The sequence below is a fragment of the Massilia sp. CFBP9026 genome, assembly GCF_034045165.1.
Taxonomy (GTDB): Bacteria; Pseudomonadota; Gammaproteobacteria; order Burkholderiales; family Burkholderiaceae_D; genus Telluria; species Telluria arenae.
Genome location: NZ_JAXCWH010000007.1, coordinates 233,490 through 254,357 on the forward strand (window position 1 = coordinate 233,490; position 20,868 = coordinate 254,357).

A 20,868-nucleotide genomic window follows, 5' to 3' on the forward strand; every position below is an offset into this window, starting at 1 on the left:
AGGCAATCCATCATGACCAAGTTTTTCGCGACTCCCTGCGCGCTGGCCGCGGCGCTGTTCCTGGCCGGCTGCCAGAGCGCTCCACCGAACGCCACCTACGACGCCATCGCCCAGGAGATGGCCAAGGCCAACGCCCAGCCGGCGCCGCGGCCGGCGGTCGACGACGCGGTGGCCAATGCGCTGCTGCCGCCGGCAGCGACCCTGGCCAGCCAGCTGCCCAAGGCGCGGCCGGCGCTCGAGGAGCGCTTCAACGTCGCTTTCAACAACGTGCCGGCGCAGCAGTTCTTCCGCTCGATCGTGGCCGGCACCCGCTACAACATGCTGGTGCACCCGGACGTGAGCGGCAATATCAGCGCCAACCTGAAGGACGTGACCCTGGTCGAGACGCTGGAAGCGGTACGCGATATGTACGGCTATGACTACCGGATCGAGGGCGCGCGCATCAGCATCCGCCCGCTGACCATGCAGACCCGCATGTTCCAGGTGAACTACCTGACCGCCCAGCGGATCGGGATGTCGAATACCCGCGTGTCTTCGACTTCGGTCGCCGATGCCGGCAACAACAATAACAATAATAACAACAGCGGAATGGGCCAGGGCTTCGGCAACCAGGGTGGCCAGAACGGGCAGAATGGCCAGAACGGCAACAACCCCAACGGCCAGCTGCAGCTGAACAGCACCGACGTCCAGACCCGCTCCGATAACGACTTCTGGAAAGACCTGAAAGAATCGATCGTCGCCATCGTCGGCACGCTCGAGGGCGGCCGCAGCGTGGTGGTCAGCCCGCAGTCCGGCGTGCTGGTGATCCGCGCCATGCCCGACGAATTGCGCAACGTCGACGCCTACCTGAAGGCCACCCAGCTCTCGGTCGACCGCCAGGTGATCCTGGAGGCGAAGATCCTCGAGGTGGAGCTCTCCGACAGCTACCAGAGCGGCATCAACTGGGCCTCGTTCGCCTCGTTCCGCGGCGGCACCGCCAACCGCGTCTCGGGCGGCATGATCGCGCCTGGCGCGAACCTGGCGCCGCTGCCGTACAACGGCGGCCAGCCGGCCCCGATCAACAACGGTTCGGGCCTGTCGGCCAGTACCGGCTTCTCGCTGTCGAACGCCGCCACCGCGGCCGGCTCGCTGTTCGGCTTCGCCTTCCAGACCAATAATTTCGCGGCCCTGATCACCTTCCTGGAGTCGCAGGGCAGCGTGCACGTGCTATCCAGCCCCCGCATCGCGGCGGTCAACAATCAGAAAGCGGTGCTCAAGATCGGCACCGACGAATTCTTCGTCACCGGCATCACCAACAACATCAACACTACCAACAGCAGCACCATCGTCAGCCCGACCGTGACGGTGCAGCCCTTCTTCTCGGGCGTGGTGCTGGACGTGACGCCGCAGATCGACGACAAGGGGAATATCCTCCTGCACGTTCACCCATCGGTGAGCCAGGTCACGACCGTCAACAAGGACGTCGACCTGGGCTCGGGCGGCACCCTGCGCCTGCCGCTGGCGGCGTCGAGCACCTCGGAGCTCGACAGCATCGTGCGCGGCCGCGACGGCCAGGTGGTGGCCATCGGCGGCCTGATGCGCCAGGCCTCGAGCGGCGACACCGACCAGTTGCCGGGCGCCGACAAGATCCCGCTGCTGGGCAATCTGTTCCGCAACAAGGCCCGCATGAGCCAGAAGCGCGAGCTGGTGGTGCTGATCAAGCCGACCATCGTCGAAGGGGCGAGCGACTGGAGCCAGGACATGCTGGACACCGGCCGCCGCATCGAACAGCTCGACCCGCGCAGCCGCGGCCGTACCCTGGGCGCTGACTGATGTACGCGACGCACTTCGGCCTGCGCGAGCTGCCGTTCGGGATCACGCCCGACACCAGCTTCTTCTTCGGCAGCCCGCGCTCGCAGGAAGCGCTGAACACGCTGCTGGTGGCCACGCGCGGTGGCGAAGGCTTCATCAAGATCACCGGCGAAGTCGGCACCGGCAAGACCCTGTTGTGCCGCAAGTTCATGGCCACGCTGGGCGAGGGCTTCGTCACCGCCTATATCCCGAACCCCTACCTGGAACCACGCACCCTGATGCTGGCGCTGGCCGACGAACTGGCCATCCCGCTCGAGCGCGACGTCGACCAGCACCAGCTGCTCAAGGCGATCAACCTGCGCCTGCTTGAACTGGCCGGCCAGGACCTGCGCGTGGTGCTGTGCCTCGATGAGGCGCAAGCGATTCCGGTCGAGAGCCTGGAGGCGCTGCGCCTGTTGACCAATCTCGAGACCGAGAAGAGGAAGCTCCTGCAGATCGTCCTGTTCGGCCAGCCGGAACTGAACCGCAAGCTCGAACTCGACTCGATCCGCCAGCTGGCCCAGCGCATCACCTTTCATTACCACCTCGGCCCGCTGAGCCGCGACGACCTCGATTTCTACGTCGCGCACCGCCTGCGCGTGGCCGGCTTCAGTGGCGCGCGCCTGTTCTCGGGCGCCGCGATCCGTGGCCTGTATAAAGCCAGCGGCGGCGTGCCGCGCCTGGTCAACATCATGGCGCACAAGGCGCTGATGCTCAGCTACGGCCAGGGCAAGCAGCAGGTGGCCGGCAGCCACGTGGCCGTCGCCGCGCGCGATACGGTGGGCGTGACGCGCACGATCTGGACCTGGCTCGCGGGCGGCGCCGTCGTCGCCGGTGCGGCGGCGGCCTTGGCCTGGACGTTCGCGCTATGAGCCTGATTAACAAGATGCTGCAAGACCTCGATGCACGCGCCGGCCAGCCCGGCGCCACGCCGCTGCCGGCCGACGTGCGCTTGCCGCCGGCTCCCGAGCCGCGGACCCGGTGGATGCGCGGCGCGCTGGCGGGTGGGGCGGTGGTCGCCCTCGCCACTGCCGGCGTGATCGGCTGGCGGATGGCGGGCGAACAGCCGCCGCCGGTGGCAGTGGCCGCGGCGGCGCCCGTTGCGCCTGCCGCACCCGCGCCCAAGTCGGTGCTGGTCGAGATGCCGGCGGCCGCGCCGGTGCAGGTGGCCGACGTCGCGCCGCCAGCGCCGGTGGCCCCGGAGCCGGTGCCGGAACCCGAGCCGGCGCCGCCGCCTCCCAAGCCAGCATCTGCGCCGCGCAAGCCGGCGCCACCCAAGCCGGCGCCGGTGGCGCAAGGCCGGGTCGAGACGGCGCCGCAGCGTGCCGAAAATACCTATCGGCGTGCGCTGCTGGTGCTGGAAGACGGCCGCGTGACCGAGGCCATCGCGACCCTGCAGGCCGGCTTGCGCATCGATCCGAAGCATGAGCCGTCGCGCCAGACGCTGGTGGGGCTCTTGATCGAAGCGGGACGGACCGACGAAGCGATGCGCCAATTGCAGGCCGCGCTGGCGCTCGATGCCCGTCAACCGTCGATGGCGATGCTGCTGGCGCGCCTGCAGCTGGAGAAGGGCGGTCCGGCGATCGACACGCTGATGCGCACCTTGCCCTATGCGGCCGGCAACGGCGAGTATCACGCCTTCCTGGCCGGCGTGCTGCAGCGGGAGGGGCGCCATCGCGAGGCGGCCGAGCATTACCAGGCCGCGCTGCGCACCACGCCGGGCAATGGCGTGTGGTGGATGGGACTCGGCATTTCGCTGCAGGCCGAGAAGCGCGACGCCGAGGCGATGGCCGCTTTCCGGCGTGCGCAGGGCAGCGCGACGCTGTCGGCCGAACTGGCCGCCTTCGTCGAGCGCCGTCTGGGACAGCTCGAACGATAGTCCAGTCCCGGCGGCTACTGCAGTCCTTGTGATAGCATCGCCGGGTTCGTTTCATTCCTGGCATCTATTCGCAAAATCACGTGGCCACATCGACGCAGTTCGTCCCCCCAGCCGCGCCATGGCGCATGCGCATGGCGTTATCGCTGTCCGTGGTGCTTCACCTGCTGCTGTTGAGTATCCCCATCCAGGGGGATGTCTTCGGGCTTTCCGGCCTGCGCCTTCCCTGGCAAGAGCGGCGTCTTGCCGCCAGTGACCTGCAGATCGTGCTGGCGCCCGCCGCGCCGGCGGCACCGGCTACGCCCCCAGCACCCGCAGTGACGCCACGGCCGCTCCCGCCTCCAGCGCCGATGCCTGAGCCGCGCGAGCGATCGGTCGCAGCGCCGCCAGCGAAGACCGAATCCAAACCCGAACCCGAACCCAAACCCGAACCCAAACCCGAACCCGAGCCGGACCGGCAGGCTGCGGAGCAGTCGGGCCAGGTGGAGCTGATCGCGCTCGCGCGCGAGCAGGCTGGCCGCGAAGCAAACGCGCGGATGGAGCTTGACCGGATCGCCGCCGAGCGACGGGAAGCGGCGCGGCAGGAACAGGACAGGAAGGATGCGCTGGCCCGCCAGGAAGAGGAACGCGCCGCAGCCGCACGCCTGGAGGCCGAGCGTCTCGACGTCGTGCGACGCGAGCAAGAGGCGGCCCGTCTCGAAGCTGCGCGCCAGGAAGCCATCCAGCAAGAGCTGGCGCGGCAAGAGCTGGCGCGGCAAGAACAGGCCCGCCAGGAACAGGCAAGGCTGGAGGAAGCCCAGCGCGAGCAGGAGCGCGCACGGCAGGCCCAGGCGCAGGCCACCCAGTCACCGGTACAACAGGGACCTGCCGACCGGAGCCAGGCCGCGCAACTGGCGCCGCGCGCCGAGCGGCTGCGCGCGATTGCCGAACAACTGGCCCGAGAATCCGCCGGGCGCGACCGCGCCGGCGGTGCGCCTGGTGTGCCGCCGCCCACGGTCAGCGGCCTGCGCCGCGGCTGGCTGTTCGGACGCTCCGATCCCAACCAGGACCTGGTCCAGTATGCGCAAGCCATGGGCAGCAAGATCGAGTTGAACCGGACGCTGGACATGGTGCGCGAAGCGGTGAAGCAGCCGCATACCCAGCCGGTCGTGACGGTGGCGGTGCGCGCCGACGGTTCGGTGGAAAAGGTCACCTTCGAGACCTCGAGCGGGGTGGCGGCGATCGATGACGGCATCCGCAGGATCATTGCGAGCCAGGCGCCCTACGGCCCATTCCCGCCGGCGCTGGCGCGTCAGTACGACGTGGTCGAGATCCGCCGCACCTGGCTGTTCGACGTCGCCGTGCGCTTGCAATAAGTATCATCAAGTTGCTTGACAAGAACCTTGGGTGATCCTAAAGTGATATCACTTTGATGCTACTTACCTGAGGGGTGTCCACCATGAATGCAGCACACACGCGCCGCGAATCGGCGTTTTCTTCGGCGAATGGCTACCTGGCGGCCGGCGCCGGGATCGTCCTGCTGCTGGCGTCCTTCTATCTGCTCAAGAGAATGGCCGAGTCCTCCGACGGCCTGGCCTTCCTGCTCGGCGCCGTGGTAATGGGGCTGGGCGGCCTGCTGTGCCTGGGCGGCCTGTACATGCTGCAGCCGAACGAGAGCGCCATCCTGACCCTGTTCGGCAAGTACATCGGCACCGACCGCAGCGAGGGCCTGCGCTGGGCTTTCCCGTTCTACGTCAAGCGGCGCCTGTCGCTGCGCGCCCGTAACTTCAATGCGCCGACGCTCAAGGTCAACGACAAGCGCGGTAACCCGGTCGAGATCAGTGCGGCGGTGGTCTGGCGCGTGCGCGACACCGCGCAAGCCGTGTTCGAGGTGGACGACTTCGAGCGCTACGTCTCGATCCAGGCCGAGGCCGCGCTGCGTCACCTCGCATCGCAGTATGCCTACGACGAAGGCGAAGACCTGGCCCCGGGCGAGACCACGCTGCGCGCCGGCATGGACGTGGTGGCCGATACGCTCAAGGGCGAGCTGCAGGCGCGCTTCGAGGCGGCCGGCGTCGAGGTACTCGACGCCAAGCTGACCCACCTGGCCTATGCCGCCGAGATCGCCCAGGTCATGCTGCGCCGTCAGCAGGCCGAGGCGATCATCAGCGCCCGCGCTAAAATCGTGCATGGCGCGGTGAGCATGGTGGAAACGGCGCTGAAAGGCTTGTCCGAGCGCGGCATCGTCGAACTCGACGACGAGCGCAAGGCGGCGATGGTCAGCAATCTGCTGGTCGTGCTGTGCTCGGACAAGGAAACCCAGCCGATCGTGAACACCGGCACCCTGTACAACTAGCAGCGAAACGGCATGGCAAGTCCCGGCAAAAAAGCGTTCCCCCTGCGGATCGATCCAGCCCTGTGGGAGGAATTGCAGCGTCTCGCGGCGCGCGACCTGCGCAGCGTGAACGCACAGATCGAGTTCCTGCTGCGCGAGAGCCTGGCCCGCCGCGGCGTAAAAGTCAGGGAAGCGAACAGCGGAAACGATGGAGCGCGAGATGAAACATAGTTCGAACGGTGGCCTGGTGTATTCCACCGAGAGCGGGCGCATGTGCCCCGAATGCCGCCAGCCGGTTGCCGCCTGCGCGTGTTCGGCCAAGGCGGCTGTCATCGGCGATGGCGTGGTGCGGGTGTCGCGCCAGTCGAAGGGGCGCGGCGGCAAGACGGTCACCCTCGTCAGGGGTGTGGCGCTCGATCCGCTCGCGCTGGCGCTGTTGGGCAAGCAGCTGCGCACGGCCTGCGGCTCGGGCGGCACCGTCAAGGATGGCGTGATCGAAGTGCAGGGCGACCATTGCGAGCTGGTGATGGACGCCTTGACGAAGCTGGGCCACGCGCCGAAACGGGCATGATCTCCAAACAATTCGTCTCGCGGGTAGCCCTGAAGGCCGACCAGGTCGCAAGCTTCGACGCGTATCCCTTCTGCCTGCCCGCGGTGCGTCACCTGGGCACCCTTGAACTGCATCCGAAGGTGACCTTCGTCGTCGGCGAAAACGGCTCGGGCAAGTCGACGCTGCTGGAAGCCATCGCCGTCGCCTACGGCTTCAACCCCGAGGGCGGCACCAGGAACTTCGGCTTCAACACGCGCCAGTCGCACTCGCCCCTGCACGAATACATCCGGCTGTCGAAGGGCATCAAAAGCCCGCGGGATGGCTTTTTCTTCCGCGCCGAGAGCTTCTTCAACCTGGCTACCGAGATCGAGCACCTCGATCGCGAACCGTCCGGCGCGCCGCGCATCGTCGATTCCTACGGCGGCAAGTCGCTGCACGAACAATCGCACGGCGAATCGTTCTGGGCCCTGGTAATGAACCGCTTCGGGGGCCGCGGCTTCTACGTGCTCGACGAGCCGGAAGCCGCGCTGTCGCCCCAGCGCCAGCTGGCGCTGCTCAGCCGCATCCACGAGCTGGCCAATGACGATTCCCAGTTCATCATCACCACCCACTCGCCGATCCTGATGGCCTATCCGGATGCCTGGGTGTATGAATGTTCGGCGGCAGGCATACAGCGCGTGCACTACCAGGGCACCGAGCACTTCCAGGTCATGCACGACTTCGTGGTGAACCCGGAGCGCATGCTCGACATCCTGCTGGACCGGACGCGCGACGGGTGCTAGGGCAGCCATGTGCTAAAGTGACATGATTGCTGGTGTAGAACGCAGCCAGCGCGTATTCCCCCGGTCTAAGCGACCCAAATAATAAACCCCGGGTGTCCCATGAATCTGTTTGAACATTTGGCTGTCCTGGCGCTGCTGGTGCTGGCGGCCGGCTTCCTGTCGCTGACCGAGATTGCGCTGGCAGGCGCACGCAAGATCAAGCTGAAACTACTGGCCCAGGCGGGCGACGAGCGCGCCCAGAAGGTCATGGCGCTGCAGGCCCAGTCGGCCGACTTCTTCGCCGTCTCGCAACTGGGCCTGAACGCCATCGCCATCCTCGGCGGCATCCTGGGCGAGGGCGCCTTGCGGCCGTTCTTCCTGGACTGGCTGTCGCTTTTCTACAGCGGTCCGGGCCGCGACAACGTGGCCTTCGCGCTTTCTTTCGTGTTCGTCACGACCCTGTTCGTGCTGTTCTCGGACCTGATGCCCAAGCGCCTGGCGATGATCGCGCCCGAAACCACGGCGATGGCCGTGATCCGCCCGGTGCTGTTCGTGATCCGCCTGTTCAGCCCATTTTCCTGGGTGCTGAACAAGATCGCCAATATGCTGTTCCGCTTGTTCGGGGTCGACATGACACGCGAAGACCGCATCACCTTCGACGAGATCTCGGCCGTCGTCGAGGCCGGCGCCCAGGCCGGCGTCTTGCAGAAGCAGGAGCAGCACTTCATCGAGAACGTGTTCGAGCTCGAGTCGCGCACGGTGACGTCGACCATGACCACCCGCGAGAACGTGGTGTTCTTCGACCTGACCGAGCCCGAGGAAAGCATTCGCCAGAAGATCGCCAATCATTCGCTGTCGAAGTTCCCGGTGTGCGACGGCGTGATCGACCGCGTGGTCGGCTATGTCGACACGCGCGACATCCTGGTGCGCCTGCTGAGCAAGCAGACCAAGTTCCAGCTGAGCGAACTGACCATCCGCACGGTGCTGATGATTCCGGACAGCCTGACCTTGTCCGAGATGCTCGACCGCTTCCGCTCGAGCAAGGAAACCTTCGCGATCGTGATCAACGAATACGCCTTCGTGGTCGGCGTGATCACGCTGAGCGACATCATGGTCACCGTCATGGGTCGCTGGGGCAGTCCGTTGGAGGCCGACCAGCAGACCTTGCAGCGCGACGACGGCTCGTGGCTGATCGACGGCAGCACGCCGGTGGCCGACATGAAGCGGGTGCTCGACCTGCAGTCGCTGCCCGAGGAAGAGCGCTACGAGACGGCGGCCGGCTTCATGATGTATATGCTGCGCAAGGTGCCCAAGCCGACCGACAGCGTCGAACATGAAGGCATGCGCTTCGAGGTGGTCGACGTCGACCACTACCGGATCGACCAGTTGCTGGTCAAGCGCCTGGAGCGCGCCGACACCTCGCCGCTGTCGGTGAGTTCGCTGACCGACTAGCGGACTGGCGGCTGAGCCGTGCGTCAATATATCGGGCGCTTTGGTAGCCTGTGGTGATCCGGCTCGCTCCTTGAAGCGAGCCGCTTCCAACTTACAGGAGCCCCCTATATGTCTAACCTGCTTTCTTCGATCCTGATCGGCGCCGTCGCCAGCGCGCGCTCGATGACACCCATGGCCACCATCGCCACCGCGCGCCTGGCCGGCCGCGGCACCTCGGGCGAACTATTCCTGCTGGACCGACCGACCTTTAAATATGGCGCGCTGGCGATGGGCGTCGGTGAGCTGTTCGGCGACAAGATGAAGAGCGCGCCCGATCGCACCGTCTTTCTGGGCCTGCTGGCGCGCGTGATGAGCGCAGGCATCGCCGGCGCGGCGCTGGCGCCGAAGGGCAGGGAAAAGGCGGGCGCCGCGGCCGCCGTGGCCACCGCCGTGCCGCTGGCCTACCTGACCCTGGCCGGCCGCAAGCAGGCGATGGCGCGCATCGGCCAGACCAAGAGCGGCTTGATCGAGGATGCGCTGATCGTGGCCGCCGGCGCCGCGATCGTGGCGCTGGCCACCAAGCGGCAGCGCGGCTAATGAGTTTAGAGACGGCCGAGGCGCGACAACGCCAGTTGCAGCGTCTCGTCCTTTTTCGCGAAGCAGAAACGCACCACCCGCGATTCTTTCGGCTGGCCGTAGAAGGCCGATACCGGAATCGCCGCCACCTTGATCTCGGTGGTCAGCCAGCGCGCGAAATCCGCTTCCGACTGGTCCGAGATGGCGTCATAGCGCACGCACTGGAAATACGTCCCATCCGAAGGCAGCAGGGTGAAGCGCGAGCCGGCCAGGCCGGCGCGGAACAGGTCGCGCTTGGCCTGGTAGAAGGCGGGCAGGTCGCGCCACGGCGCCGGGTCTTCCAGATAGGCCGCGATCGCGTGCTGCATCGGCGCCGTCACGCAGAACACATTGTATTGGTGGACCTTGCGGAACTCCGTCATCAGGGCCGCTGGCGCCGCCACATGGCCAATCTTCCAGCCGGTGACGTGGAAGGCCTTGCCGAAGCTCGACACCACGAAGGCGCGTTCGGCCAGCCTTGGGTCACGCGAGACCGATGCATGCGGCTCGCCGTCGTACACCATGTGCTCGTAGACTTCGTCTGACAGCACCAGGATCGGCGTGCCGTCGACGATCGCCGCCAGCGCATCGAGGTCGGCCTGGCGCAGGATGGTCCCGGTCGGGTTGTGCGGCGTGTTCACCACGATCATGCGCGTGCGCGGCGTGACCGCGGCGCGTACCGCGTCCCACGGCACGCTGAACCCGGCCTCGTCGAAGCGCATCGCCACCGGCACCACCACGCCGCCGGCCAGCGCGATCGCCGGCGCATAGCAGTCGTAGGCCGGTTCGATGACGATCACTTCGTCGCCCGGATGCACGACGGCGAGGATCGCCGTGTGGATCGCCTGGCTGGCGCCGACCGTGACGGTGATCTCGGTATTGGCGTCGTAGCGGTGGCCATAGGTCGCCTCGATCTTGGCGGCGATCGCCTGGCGCAGCACCGGCATGCCGGTCATGGGCGCGTACTGGTTATGGCCGGCGCGCATCGCCTCGGCCACCAGGTCGACCAGCTTCGGGTCGCAGGCGAAGTCGGGGAAACCCTGGCCGAGGTTGACGGCGTCATGCTCGAGCGCCAGCTGCGACATCTGGGTGAACACGGTGGTGCCCACTTGGGGCAGACGGGAAACCAGCGGTGGAAGGCTCATGGCGTAGGCGGATCGTGAAGAAGACGTTCTTATTCTAGCGTGCCTTCGGCCCTGGCCTTGAGCCATGCTTCGGGCAGCATGATGCGGAACAGGCCGGCCTGCGCCGTCTTGCGGCCCAGCTTGAGCAAGGCCTTGTCCTTGCTGATCAGGACCGAGGCGCCAGCGTCGCGCGCCAGTTCCATGAATTTCTGGTCGTCGCGGTCGGTGCAAACCGGCAGGCGGATCGCTTTCGACTCCGGCGCGACCAGGCGCAGCAGGGCGTCGAAGCGGGCCGCGGCCTGCTCGCGGCCAGCTTCGTCCAGCGGCAGGTGCGGGTAGCGCAGCACGGCGAGGTATTCGTCGCGGCATTCGGCGCGCGTGATCGCATCGACTTGTTTCGCCTCGATGGCGGCCAGCAGCTCGGTCCAGCGCGGGTCGTGGAACACGAACAGGTCGAGCAAGACATTGGTGTCGATGACGATAGGTTTGGCTGGAACGGTTATCATGTAGCTTGTTTATTTGCGGAAAATTTTTGTTCGTTCATGCTGATTGTCCTGTCCCCCGCCAAGTCGCTCGATCTCGAATCGCCCCTGACCACCAAGCAACATACCACTCCCGACTTCATCCCGCAGGCCGCGGAACTGATCGACGTGCTGCGCGATTACTCGCCAGCCCGGATCAGCGAGCTGATGGACCTGTCGGATGCGCTCTCTGTGCTGAACGTCGGCCGCTACGCCCACTGGCAGCCGGATCACGCCGAGGCGCGTCCGGCAATCATGTCCTTCAACGGCGACGTGTACACCGGCTTCGATGCCCCGAGCCTGGATGCGAAAGGGCTCAAATACGCCCAGCGCCACGTGCGCATCCTGTCGGGGCTGTATGGCCTGCTGCGCCCGCTGGACCGGATGCATCCCTACCGCCTCGAGATGGGCACCAGGCTGGCGAACGCGCGCGGCAAGGATCTGTATGCGTTCTGGGGCGAGACCATCACCCAGGCGCTGAACCGCCAGCTGGCCGAGAGCAAGTCCACGGCGCTGGTCAACCTGGCCTCGACCGAGTACTTCAGGTCGGTCAAGCCGAAGCTGCTCGATGCGCCGGTGATCGAGCCGGTGTTCCAGGACTGGAAGAACGGCCAGTACAAGATCATCTCTTTCTTCGCCAAGCGCGCCCGCGGCATGATGGCGCGTTATGCGACCGACAAGGGTATCACCGACCCTGAACAGCTCAAGGAGTTCGATGTCGACGGTTATGCCCACGATGCGAACGCCTCCGGCGAACACAGCTGGGTATTCCGCCGGCGCGTGGAAGCCTGAGCCTGACGAACAAGCGGCGCCCGAGGGCGCCGGCTTGCAGGGATCTTACTCTACCGCGTCCTTCGGCGAAGGACGTGGGCCGCTCTTGGCCCAGAATTTCCACCAAGGCGCATCGGCGCTCAGGTTCGGGCTCGGACGCACGTCATTCTTGGCCCAGAACTTCCACCATGAGGCGTTGACGCGCGCATTCGGGTTGAGGAAGTAGCTGTCCGGATAGTTCAGCAGGAACACGCGCTGGGTATCGTCGCGCAGCAGCGGCATGCCGAGCTTGTCGTAGCTGCGGATCATGATGAACAGCGCTTCTTCGCGCGCCGGTGCGTCGCTGTAGTTGGCGACCGCGTCCTGGGCGCGATTGAGCGCCGCCAGATAGGCGCCGCGGCGATAGTAGTAATTGGCCACGTGTACTTCGTACTGCGCCATCGCGTTGATCAGGTAGCTCATGCGCTCGATCGAGTCTTGCGCATACTTGCTGTTCGGGAACTTGTCGACCAGGGCCTTGAAGGCGGCGAACGCTTCGCGCGTCGCGCGCGGATCGCGCTCGGTCGGGTCTTGTTCATAGACGAAGCTGAAGAAGCCCAGCTGATCATTGAAGTTGATCAGGCCACGCAGGTAGTACATATAGTCGACCTGTGCGTGGTTCGGGTGCAGCTTGATGAAGCGCTCGACGGCGGCCAGCGCCTCGGCCTGGTCCTGGGCCTTGTAGTGGGCGTAGGCGATCTCCATCTGCGCCTGCGTTGCATAGACGCCAAACGGGAAGTTGGTTTCGAGTCGCTGGAACAGGGGAATTGCGGCTTCGTAGTGCCCGCCGGCCATCTCCTCGCGCGCCTCAGCGTATAATTTCTCCGCCGACCAGTTTTTGGATTCGTCGGCAGGCTTCGGCAGAACACTGCATGCCGAGAGGCCGACGAGGGCGCAAGTTGCGACCAACACAGACAATTTTTTTTGCATAGCTTTTTGCAGAGAAGTTTTACCTAGATTCAACGAACGGCTGATTATAGCCGATGGGACTGACGTGATATTAACTCCTGCGCCGGATTCGGCGGATTTACCTATTGACCCTGACTTTGACGATGAACTGGAGGCCGGGTTCGCCCCCGCGCCCGGCATCGACCTGTCGCCGATGACGCTCGCGCTGCAAGAGGAACACTGCGGCCAGCGCCTCGACAAGGTGGTGGCCGGCCTCGTGCCCCAGTTCTCGCGCAGCCGCCTGCAGCAATGGTTCGAAAGCGGCCACATCACGGTTGACGGCAAACCGGCGCGCGGCAAGGACACGGCCTATGGCGACGAGACGATCGTCGTCGAACCGCAGGCCGCTCCTGAAGACACGGCGTTTACGCCGGAGCCGATGGACCTGAACATCGTCCACGAGGACGACGACATCATCGTCGTCAACAAGCCGGCCGGCCTGGTCGTGCATCCTGGCTCGGGCAACTGGAGCGGCACGCTGCTCAACGGCCTGCTGCACCACTGCCCGCAACTGGTGGGCGTGCCGCGCGCCGGCATCGTGCACCGCCTGGACAAGGACACCAGCGGCCTGATGGTGGTCGGCAAGACCCTGGCCGCCCAGACCGACCTGGTGCGCCAGCTGCAGGCGCGCACCGTCAAGCGCGAATACTTCGCGCTGGTGTGGGGCACGCCGCGCGCCTCGGGCACCATCGACAGCCCGATGGGGCGCGATGCCAAGGACCGCGTCAAGATGGCGGTCTCGAACAGCCCGTTCGCCAAGCCGGCGATCACCCATTACGAGCGCGTCGTCAGCGGCGAGCTCGATCGCCGTCCTGTGTCGCTGGTGCGCTGCCGCCTGGAAACCGGCCGCACCCACCAGATCCGCGTCCACATGCAGTCGCTGGGCTTCGCCCTGGTGGGTGACGCCGTCTATGGCAAGCGCCACCTGACGCCGGTCTTCCACCGCCAGGCGCTGCAGGCGCGCCGCCTCGGCCTGGTGCATCCGGGCTCGGGCGAGCAGTGCGAATGGACGGTGCCGCTGGCCGACGATTTCGCCGCGCTGATCGCCCAGGCGGGCATCGAGGAGCCGCAGGATGGTAATTTCGGCAGCGAAATCGACGACGAAGATGACGACGACGGCGTCATCACCTACCGCGTATGACGCAAGGCCTGACCGCCGCCGACCTGGTCTGGCCGGACTGGCCCGACCTGCCGGCCTCGATCGGCGCACTGGCCACCAGCCGCGATGGCGGCGTCAGCGCCGGGCCGTATGACGACGGCAAGGGTGGCGGTGGGCTGAACCTGGGCTTGCACGTCAACGATGATCCCGAGGCCGTGCGCCTCAATCGCGAGCGCCTGCAAGCCTGGCTGCCGGGCCGACCGGCCTGGATCGCCCAGGTGCATGGCGCTGACGTGGTCGATGCCGTGAGGGTGGGGCCGGATCGGCCGGTGTGTACCGGCGATGCCAGCATCGCCACCACGGCAGGTACCGTGTGCGCGATCCTGACGGCCGACTGCCTGCCGGTGCTGTTCGCCGATCTGGACGGCAAGGTGGTCGGGGCGGCCCACGCCGGGTGGCGCGGCCTGGCGGGCGGAGTGCTTGGCGCGACCGTAAACGCCATGCGCGCGGCTGGCGCCGGCGAAATCACCGCATGGATGGGGCCGGCCATCGGTCCGGACGCCTTCGAGGTGGGACAGGATGTGGTGGACGCATTTGTGGCTGCTATTGAAGGCGACGCCGCACGGGCCTGTTTCCGCGACTATCCTGGCCGTCCAGGCAAATACCTGGCCGATATGTTCACGCTGGCGCGCCTGATGCTGGCGCGCGACGGCGTCGAACGCGTCCACGGCGGCGGCCTGTGCACCGCCAGCGCACCCGAGCGCTTCTATTCCTACCGCCGCGACGGCGTTACTGGCCGTCAGGCTAGCTTGATCTGGATCAAGTGACAAATCGGCATCCTCGCTGATACTGCTCAGTCGCCGTCGCCGTCCCCATGGGACGCTTCGGTGACGTCCCCAGCCGCATCCTTGTTTCCGGGTTTGTCTCGGTGGTGGTTTTGCCCGCCCTTTGCCATCTGGCGGCGCTGCCGACGCCGCTTTGCGCCAGTCAGATAGAAAAGAATGGATAATGGCACTGCGCAATAAAAAACGAAGGTCATGATCCCGCCGACCACGGTCGGTTCGGTCGCCGCCATGAGCACGACGACATAAATCCAAGCAATGGCGACGATCCACATGATGTTTTGTTTCCTGGTTGAAGAGACGAGATTCTAACAACGGATGCCTACATGAACATGCCTGACCCGCAAGCATTTGCCGCAACCTGGTTGTCCCAGTTCACCGATCCCAAGGCCTGGGACGGCTGGATGAAGATGGCGCCAATGACCCCGCCGCCCGCATCTGCCAATCCGCTGGCCGGCTTCCTGAAAGATATCGGCGCCGGGATCGACCCGGGCAAGCTGGAGTCGATCCGTGACGACTACCTCAAGAAGGGCGCCCAGCTGTGGCAAGATTTTGTATCGGGCAAGACGCCGGAGCTGCATGACAGGCGCTTCTCGGCCACGGAATGGACCGCGCACCCGCTGTCGGCCTTCTCGGCCGCTTCTTACCTGTTGAATTCCGAATTCCTGCTGGCCATGGCCGATGCGGTCGAGGCCGGTCCACGCGAGCGCCAGAAGATCCGCTTCGCGGTGCAGCAAATGGTCGACGCCATGTCGCCCGCCAACTTCTTCGCGACAAATCCGGAAGCGCAGAAGAAGATGATCGACACCAAGGGCGAGAGTCTCACCAAGGGCATGGCGAATATGCTGGCCGACCTGCAGAAGGGTCGCATCTCGCAGTCGGACGAATCCGCCTTCGAGGTCGGTCGCAACGTCGGTAACACGCCCGGCCAGGTGGTGTTCGAGAACGAACTGTTCCAGCTGATCCAGTACACGCCGACCACGTCGACTGTGCACAGCGTGCCGCTGCTGATGATCCCGCCGTGCATCAACAAGTTCTACATCCTCGACCTGCAGCCCGAGAACTCGCTGGTGCGCTATGCGGTGGAGCAGGGCAATACCGTGTTCATGGTGTCCTGGCGTAATCCGGACCGCAGCCAGGCGAACCTGCGCTGGGACGATTACGTGGAAACGGGCGCGATCCGTGCGCTGGAGGTGGTGGGCGAGATCACCGGGCAAGAGAAAGCCCATGTGTTCGGCTTCTGCGTCGGCGGCACGATCGCCGCCACCGCACTGTCGGTGCTGGCCGCGCGTGGCCAACAGCCGGCGGCCAGCCTGACGCTGCTGACCACCTTGCTCGACTTTTCCGACACCGGCGTGCTGGAAGTATTCGTCGACGAAGCCCAGGTGGCCCTGCGCGAGCAGACCCTGGGCGGCGGCGGCCTGATGGCGGGGCGCGACCTGGCGACGACCTTCTCGGCCCTGCGTCCAAACGACCTGGTATGGAACTATGTCCAGCAAAACTATTTGAAGGGCAAGGAGCCGCCGGCCTTCGACCTGCTGTACTGGAATGCCGACAGCACCAATTTGCCGGGGCCGATGTTCTGCTGGTACCTGCGCAATACCTATCTGGAAAACAAGCTGAAGAACCCGGGCGCGCTGACGGTGTGCGGCGTGCCGGTCGACCTCGGCAAGATCGAGGCGCCGGTATTCATGTACGGCTCGAAGGAAGACCACATCGTGCCATGGCAGGCGGCCTATGCCTCGATGGGGCTGCTCAATCCGAAGAACGCGAAGGCGAACCGTTTCGTGCTGGGCGCGTCGGGCCACATCGCCGGCGTCATCAATCCGGCGGCGAAGAACAAGCGCAGCTACTGGGTCAATGACAAAAGTGGCAAGTCGCGACCAAAGGACGATGCCGCCTGGTTCAACGGCGCGGTAGAGAACAAGGGAAGCTGGTGGTCGGAATGGGCAAAGTTCCTGGCGCAACACGGCGGTGCCGACGTACCGGCGCCCGCGACGCCCGGCAATGCGCAATACATGGCGCTGGAACCGGCGCCGGGACGCTACGTCAAGGCGCGCGCCGATTGAAGCGCGGGCCGATTTGTTGACAGAAAGGCTAAGATAGTGATTAAACTGGTAATTGCTGCACCTGCGTCAATTGCATGGTATGGTGTCTGCTGTCCGTCTACTGCCGACCTGGTGGCGGACGGGCAGGAGACGAACCGGCCATGCCGGCGCACACAATTCTAAGTACGAGGCTCACGAAGCCGCGGCGCAACCTATGGAACGAGAGATGAGCAGTGTGAAGAAAAGTACGGAACGCCTGATCAAGAAATACCCGAACCGTCGCCTGTACGACACGCAGACCAGTTCATACATTACGCTGTCCGACGTCAAACAGCTCGTGCTCGACGCCGACGAATTCACCGTGGTCGATGCCAAGAGCAATGAAGACCTGACCCGCAGCATCTTGCTGCAGATCATCCTGGAAGAAGAAGCCAACGGCGTCCCGATGTTCTCGAGCTCGGTCCTGGCCCAGATCATCCGCTACTACGGTCACGCGATGCAGGGCATGATGGGTTCGTACCTGGAAAAGAACGTGCAAGCCTTCACCGACATCCAGAACAAGTTCACCAGCAACGCCGCCGGCGCCCTCGAAGGCAAGCCGTTCAGCCCCGAGATGTGGACCCAGTTCATGAACGTCCAGGGCCCGATGATGCAGGGCATGATGAACAACTACATCGACCAGAGCAAGAACCTGTTCCTGCAGATGCAGGAACAGATGCAAAACCAGAGCAAGGCGATGTTTGGCGCTTTCCCGTTCCCGGGCATGCCCACCAATCCGACCGACAAGAAGTAATACATCTGCGCTACGTTAGCGCATCGATCATTGTTAGCTTATGAACGTCGTTCCCGCCCTCGCCGGGCGCCTTGGCGGGAACCTAAGCTTATTAGCTTAGTGACTACGTCGAACGCAACTAGGACGCAACAGACTTGGGTTCCCGCCTCCGCGGGAACGACGTGCAAGTGCCGCGGGCCCCACTCCCACACCCGGTTCAGGTACAATCGCGGATTGCCCAAATCATTTGTCGTCCGCCCATGCCTGAACTCCGTCGTAATCCTTCCGCCAACTCCGGCAGCATCGCCGCCGCCGCCAAGGCCCCAGCCATCGTCATTCCGACGCCGGCAGCAGGCCTGACCGCGCCGAAGGTCGGCTTCGTCTCGCTCGGCTGCCCGAAGGCGCTCGTCGATTCGGAGCAGATCCTGACCCAGTTGCGCGCCGAAGGCTATCAGACCGCCTCGTCCTATGACGGCGCCGACCTGGTGATCGTCAACACCTGCGGCTTCATCGACGCCGCGGTGCAGGAGTCGCTCGACGCGATCGGCGAGGCACTGGCCGAGAACGGCAAGGTGATCGTCACCGGCTGCCTGGGCGCCAAGAAGGATGCCGCGGGCGACGACATCATCACCAAGGTGCACCCGAAGGTGCTGGCCGTGACCGGCCCGCACGCCGTGACCGAGGTGATGGAATCGGTGCACCTGCACCTGCCGAAGCCGCATGACCCGTTCATCGACCTGGTGCCGGACCACGGCGTCAAGCTCACGCCCAAGCACTACGCCTACCTGAAGATTTCCGAAGGCTGCAACCACCGCTGCAGCTTCTGCATCATCCCGTCGATGCGCGGCGACCTGGTGTCGCGCCGCATCGACGAAGTGCTGATCGAGGCCGAGAACCTGTTCAAGGCCGGCGTCAAGGAACTGCTGGTGATTTCGCAGGACACGTCCGCCTACGGCGTCGACGTCAAGTTCCGCACCGGCTTCTGGAACGGCCGTCCGATCAAGACCCACATGACGCAATTGGTCGAAGCGCTGGGCCAGCTGGCGCGCCAGTACGATGCGTGGGTGCGCCTGCACTACGTCTATCCCTACCCGCACGTCGACCACGCGATCCCGTTCATGGGCGACGGCCACGTGCTGCCTTACCTCGATATCCCGATGCAGCACGCGCACCCGGATGTGTTGAAGCGGATGAAGCGCCCGGCCAGCGGCGAGAAGAACCTCGAACGCATCCTCAACTGGCGCAAGATGAACCCGGACCTGACGATCCGCTCGACGTTCATTGCCGGCTTCCCGGGCGAGACCGAGGCCGAGTTCGAATACCTGCTGGACTTCCTGAAGGAGGCGCAGATCGACCGCCTGGGCTGCTTCGCCTATTCGCCGGTCGAAGGCGCGACCGCCAACGAGCTGGCCAATCCGGTGCCCGAAGAAGTGCGCGAAGAGCGCCGCGCGCGCGTGATGCTGCTGCAAGAGGAAATCTCGGCCAAGCGCCTGCAGGCCAAGGTCGGCAAGACCGTGCGCGTGCTGATCGACGAAGTCGGTCCGCGCGAAGCCATCGGCCGCTCGGCTGCCGATGCGCCGGAAATCGACGGCGTGGTCCACATCAAGCGTCCGCTGGTGCCGGGCAAGCAGAAGCTGGCGGTCGGCCAGTTCGCCGACGTGGTTGTTACCCGTGCCGACGCCCACGACCTGTGGGCCAACCCGGTCTGAGGCATTTCCACTAAACCCCGGCGCGCGAGTCCCATGAACGAGAAGTCGATCCAGACCACCCTGATCCATAGCGACTACGTTGCGCCGGGCGGCTTCGATGCCTTCCCACCGGGCATCCACCGCGCGTCGACGGTGCTGTTCCCGAACACCACTGCGATGCGCTCGACCGAGTGGCGCGACAAGCAGGCTTATACCTATGGCCTGCATGGCACGCCGACCACGTTCACCCTCGAAGGCAAGCTGGCCGAGATCGAAGGCGGCGCGCATTGCCTGCTGACCCCTTCCGGCCTGGCGGCGATCGCGATGGTCGATTTCGCCTTGCTCAAGAGCGGCGACGACGTCCTGCTGCCGGATAACGTCTACAACCCGAACCGCGAACTGGGACGCTGGCTGACCCAGGACTTCGGCGTGTCGGCGCGCTACTACGATCCGATGATCGGCGCCGGCATCGCGGAGCTGATCCAGCCGAACACGAAGCTGCTGTGGACCGAGGCGCCGGGATCGGTGTCGATGGAAGTGCCGGACCTGCCGGCCCTGTGCCAGGCGGCCCATGCGCGCGGCGTGATCGTCGCGCTGGATAACACCTGGGCGGCCGGGCTGGCGCTGCGCGGCTTCGATCACGGCGTCGATATCGTCATGCATGCGCTGACCAAGTACCAGTCGGGCGGGGCGGACCTGTTGATGGGCGCCGTCATCACCCGAGACAAGGCGCTGAACGACCGCATCGCGCAAGCGCATATGCGGCTCGGCATGGGCGTGAGCCCGGACGACGCCTACCTGGTGCAGCGCGGCCTGCCGACGATGAAGCTGCGTTTCGAGCGCCACGACGCCAGCGCGCGGACGCTGGCCGCCTGGTTCAAGGCGCGGCCCGAGGTCGGCAAGGTGCTGCATCCGGCGTTCGAGGATTGCCCCGGGCACGCCTTCTGGAAACGCGATTTTACCGGTGCCGGTGGCCTGTTCTCGGTGGTGTTCGATCCGCGCTATGACGAGGCCCAGGTCGACCGCATGGTCGATGCCTTGACCCTGTTCGGCATCGGCTACAGCTGGGGCGGACCGAATAGCCTGGTGATGCCGTATCGGATCAAGAGCTTGCGCGACAAGTGGGCCGATCCCGGCGTGCTGGTGCGATTCAATGTCGGTCTGGAAGATCCATCCGACCTGATTGCCGACCTGGAGCGGGCTTTCGGCCTGCTGTAATAGAAAATGGGGCCTTGTCGGCCCCATTCGTTTTTATATCGGCATCGCCCGGTTATTGTTCAGGTCAAGGAAGCCGCGCACCAGGCGGTAGGCTTTCCAGACCCAGACCACGAACCACAGCAGGTAGGCAACCGGAATGCCGATGACGGTGATGAACAGCACGCCGCCGACAGCCATCCAGGCCACATACCACCAGAACGAACGGATCATCCAGGTGTGATGGCTATGCACCATCGTGCCCACGGTCTCCGGGCGCTTGACGTAGTTGACGATCACCGGGACGATCGACAGCATCCCGAGCGAAAAGAAGAAGGTCAGCGCGTGGATCACGTACAGGATGCGCGCCCAGTGCTTGTTGTCCTCGACACCGCGTTCCAAAACCAGTTCTTGCGACATAGTGGCTCCTCATGAAGAACGGGAT

General features: G+C 65.2%; 22 protein-coding genes. 17 read left to right on the forward strand and 5 right to left on the reverse strand.

Going from position 1 to position 20,868, the window contains the following annotated elements:
* The first annotated feature begins 12 nt into the window (after positions 1-12).
* From mshL to SOM28_RS18515, 10 genes are all read left to right on the forward strand, one after another.
* Entirely contained in the window at positions 13-1,812 is a 1,800-nt protein-coding gene (gene mshL / locus SOM28_RS18470) for a pilus (MSHA type) biogenesis protein MshL (protein ID WP_123072300.1), read from the forward strand.
* Entirely contained in the window at positions 1,812-2,702 is an 891-nt protein-coding gene (locus tag SOM28_RS18475) for an ExeA family protein (protein ID WP_123072299.1), read from the forward strand. Before mshL ends, SOM28_RS18475 begins: the two co-directional genes overlap by 1 nt.
* Positions 2,699-3,709, forward strand: coding sequence for a tetratricopeptide repeat protein (locus tag SOM28_RS18480; RefSeq protein WP_320468998.1), 1,011 nt, complete (start codon positions 2,699-2,701; stop codon positions 3,707-3,709). The genes SOM28_RS18475 and SOM28_RS18480 overlap by 4 nt, the downstream gene beginning before the upstream one ends.
* Before the next feature lie 170 nt (positions 3,710-3,879).
* Positions 3,880-5,061, forward strand: a complete 1,182-nt coding sequence (locus SOM28_RS18485) for a TonB C-terminal domain-containing protein (protein ID WP_320468999.1) — start codon at positions 3,880-3,882, stop codon at positions 5,059-5,061.
* An 83-nt stretch (positions 5,062-5,144) separates the two neighbouring features.
* Complete coding sequence (locus SOM28_RS18490) at positions 5,145-6,041, forward strand: SPFH domain-containing protein (protein WP_320469000.1); 897 nt, start codon at positions 5,145-5,147, stop codon at positions 6,039-6,041.
* A 12-nt stretch (positions 6,042-6,053) separates the two neighbouring features.
* On the forward strand, positions 6,054-6,251 hold the full coding sequence (locus SOM28_RS18495) for a type II toxin-antitoxin system antitoxin (protein ID WP_320469001.1): 198 nt from the start codon (positions 6,054-6,056) through the stop codon (positions 6,249-6,251).
* Entirely contained in the window at positions 6,241-6,591 is a 351-nt protein-coding gene (locus tag SOM28_RS18500) for a translation initiation factor Sui1 (protein WP_320469002.1), read from the forward strand. The genes SOM28_RS18495 and SOM28_RS18500 overlap by 11 nt, the downstream gene beginning before the upstream one ends.
* Entirely contained in the window at positions 6,588-7,352 is a 765-nt protein-coding gene (locus tag SOM28_RS18505; RefSeq protein WP_320469003.1) for an AAA family ATPase, read from the forward strand. The genes SOM28_RS18500 and SOM28_RS18505 overlap by 4 nt, the downstream gene beginning before the upstream one ends.
* A 99-nt stretch (positions 7,353-7,451) precedes the next feature.
* Positions 7,452-8,783 (forward strand): polyamine export protein PaeA, encoded by a 1,332-nt coding sequence (paeA, locus tag SOM28_RS18510; RefSeq protein WP_123072292.1) that lies wholly within the window; start codon positions 7,452-7,454, stop codon positions 8,781-8,783.
* A 108-nt stretch (positions 8,784-8,891) separates the two neighbouring features.
* Positions 8,892-9,359 carry a hypothetical protein gene (locus SOM28_RS18515; protein ID WP_320469004.1) on the forward strand — a complete coding sequence of 156 codons (468 nt, stop codon included), beginning with the start codon at positions 8,892-8,894 and terminating at the stop codon, positions 9,357-9,359.
* A gap of 5 nt (positions 9,360-9,364) precedes the next feature.
* On the opposite strand, the gene SOM28_RS18520 is transcribed toward SOM28_RS18515, so the two are convergent.
* Both SOM28_RS18520 and SOM28_RS18525 read right to left on the reverse strand, forming a co-directional pair.
* Positions 9,365-10,522 (reverse strand): pyridoxal phosphate-dependent aminotransferase, encoded by a 1,158-nt coding sequence (locus SOM28_RS18520; RefSeq protein ID WP_123072290.1) that lies wholly within the window; start codon positions 10,520-10,522, stop codon positions 9,365-9,367.
* A gap of 29 nt (positions 10,523-10,551) precedes the next feature.
* Positions 10,552-11,007, reverse strand: coding sequence for a putative toxin-antitoxin system toxin component, PIN family (locus SOM28_RS18525; protein WP_123072289.1), 456 nt, complete (start codon positions 11,005-11,007; stop codon positions 10,552-10,554).
* Positions 11,008-11,043: 36 nt separating this feature from the next.
* Here SOM28_RS18525 and yaaA point away from each other — a divergent pair, with 36 nt between their 5' ends.
* Positions 11,044-11,814, forward strand: a complete 771-nt coding sequence (gene yaaA, locus SOM28_RS18530; RefSeq protein ID WP_123072288.1) for a peroxide stress protein YaaA — start codon at positions 11,044-11,046, stop codon at positions 11,812-11,814.
* A 45-nt stretch (positions 11,815-11,859) separates the two neighbouring features.
* Here yaaA and SOM28_RS18535 read toward each other — a convergent pair whose 3' ends face one another.
* Positions 11,860-12,762: an outer membrane protein assembly factor BamD gene (locus tag SOM28_RS18535; protein WP_123072287.1), complete on the reverse strand. Its 903-nt coding sequence runs from the start codon at positions 12,760-12,762 to the stop codon at positions 11,860-11,862.
* Between the two features lie 64 nt (positions 12,763-12,826).
* Between SOM28_RS18535 and SOM28_RS18540 the strand changes: the two genes are divergently transcribed.
* Entirely contained in the window at positions 12,827-13,921 is a 1,095-nt protein-coding gene (locus SOM28_RS18540) for an RluA family pseudouridine synthase (RefSeq protein ID WP_320469005.1), read from the forward strand.
* The gene (pgeF, locus tag SOM28_RS18545) at positions 13,918-14,706 is read left to right on the forward strand and encodes a peptidoglycan editing factor PgeF (RefSeq protein WP_320469006.1); all 789 of its coding nucleotides are present in this window, start codon (positions 13,918-13,920) and stop codon (positions 14,704-14,706) included. The genes SOM28_RS18540 and pgeF overlap by 4 nt, the downstream gene beginning before the upstream one ends.
* Before the next feature lie 26 nt (positions 14,707-14,732).
* Here the strand turns inward: pgeF and SOM28_RS18550 are convergent, their stop codons facing one another.
* On the reverse strand, positions 14,733-14,996 hold the full coding sequence (locus SOM28_RS18550) for a hypothetical protein (protein ID WP_320469007.1): 264 nt from the start codon (positions 14,994-14,996) through the stop codon (positions 14,733-14,735).
* A gap of 51 nt (positions 14,997-15,047) precedes the next feature.
* On the opposite strand from SOM28_RS18550, the gene phaC reads away from it, so the two are divergent.
* From phaC to SOM28_RS18570, 4 genes are all read left to right on the forward strand, one after another.
* Positions 15,048-16,790 (forward strand): class I poly(R)-hydroxyalkanoic acid synthase, encoded by a 1,743-nt coding sequence (gene phaC / locus SOM28_RS18555; protein ID WP_320469008.1) that lies wholly within the window; start codon positions 15,048-15,050, stop codon positions 16,788-16,790.
* A 205-nt stretch (positions 16,791-16,995) separates the two neighbouring features.
* Positions 16,996-17,562: a polyhydroxyalkanoate synthesis repressor PhaR gene (phaR, locus tag SOM28_RS18560; RefSeq protein WP_005670179.1), complete on the forward strand. Its 567-nt coding sequence runs from the start codon at positions 16,996-16,998 to the stop codon at positions 17,560-17,562.
* A gap of 239 nt (positions 17,563-17,801) precedes the next feature.
* Complete coding sequence (rimO, locus tag SOM28_RS18565; RefSeq protein WP_320469009.1) at positions 17,802-19,250, forward strand: 30S ribosomal protein S12 methylthiotransferase RimO; 1,449 nt, start codon at positions 17,802-17,804, stop codon at positions 19,248-19,250.
* A 33-nt stretch (positions 19,251-19,283) separates the two neighbouring features.
* A complete protein-coding gene (locus tag SOM28_RS18570) occupies positions 19,284-20,447 on the forward strand; it encodes a cystathionine beta-lyase (RefSeq protein WP_320469010.1) in 1,164 nt (387 codons plus the stop codon).
* Between the two features lie 33 nt (positions 20,448-20,480).
* Here the strand turns inward: SOM28_RS18570 and SOM28_RS18575 are convergent, their stop codons facing one another.
* A complete protein-coding gene (locus SOM28_RS18575) occupies positions 20,481-20,843 on the reverse strand; it encodes a DUF4870 family protein (RefSeq protein ID WP_320469011.1) in 363 nt (120 codons plus the stop codon).
* Between the last annotated feature and the right edge of the window lie 25 nt (positions 20,844-20,868).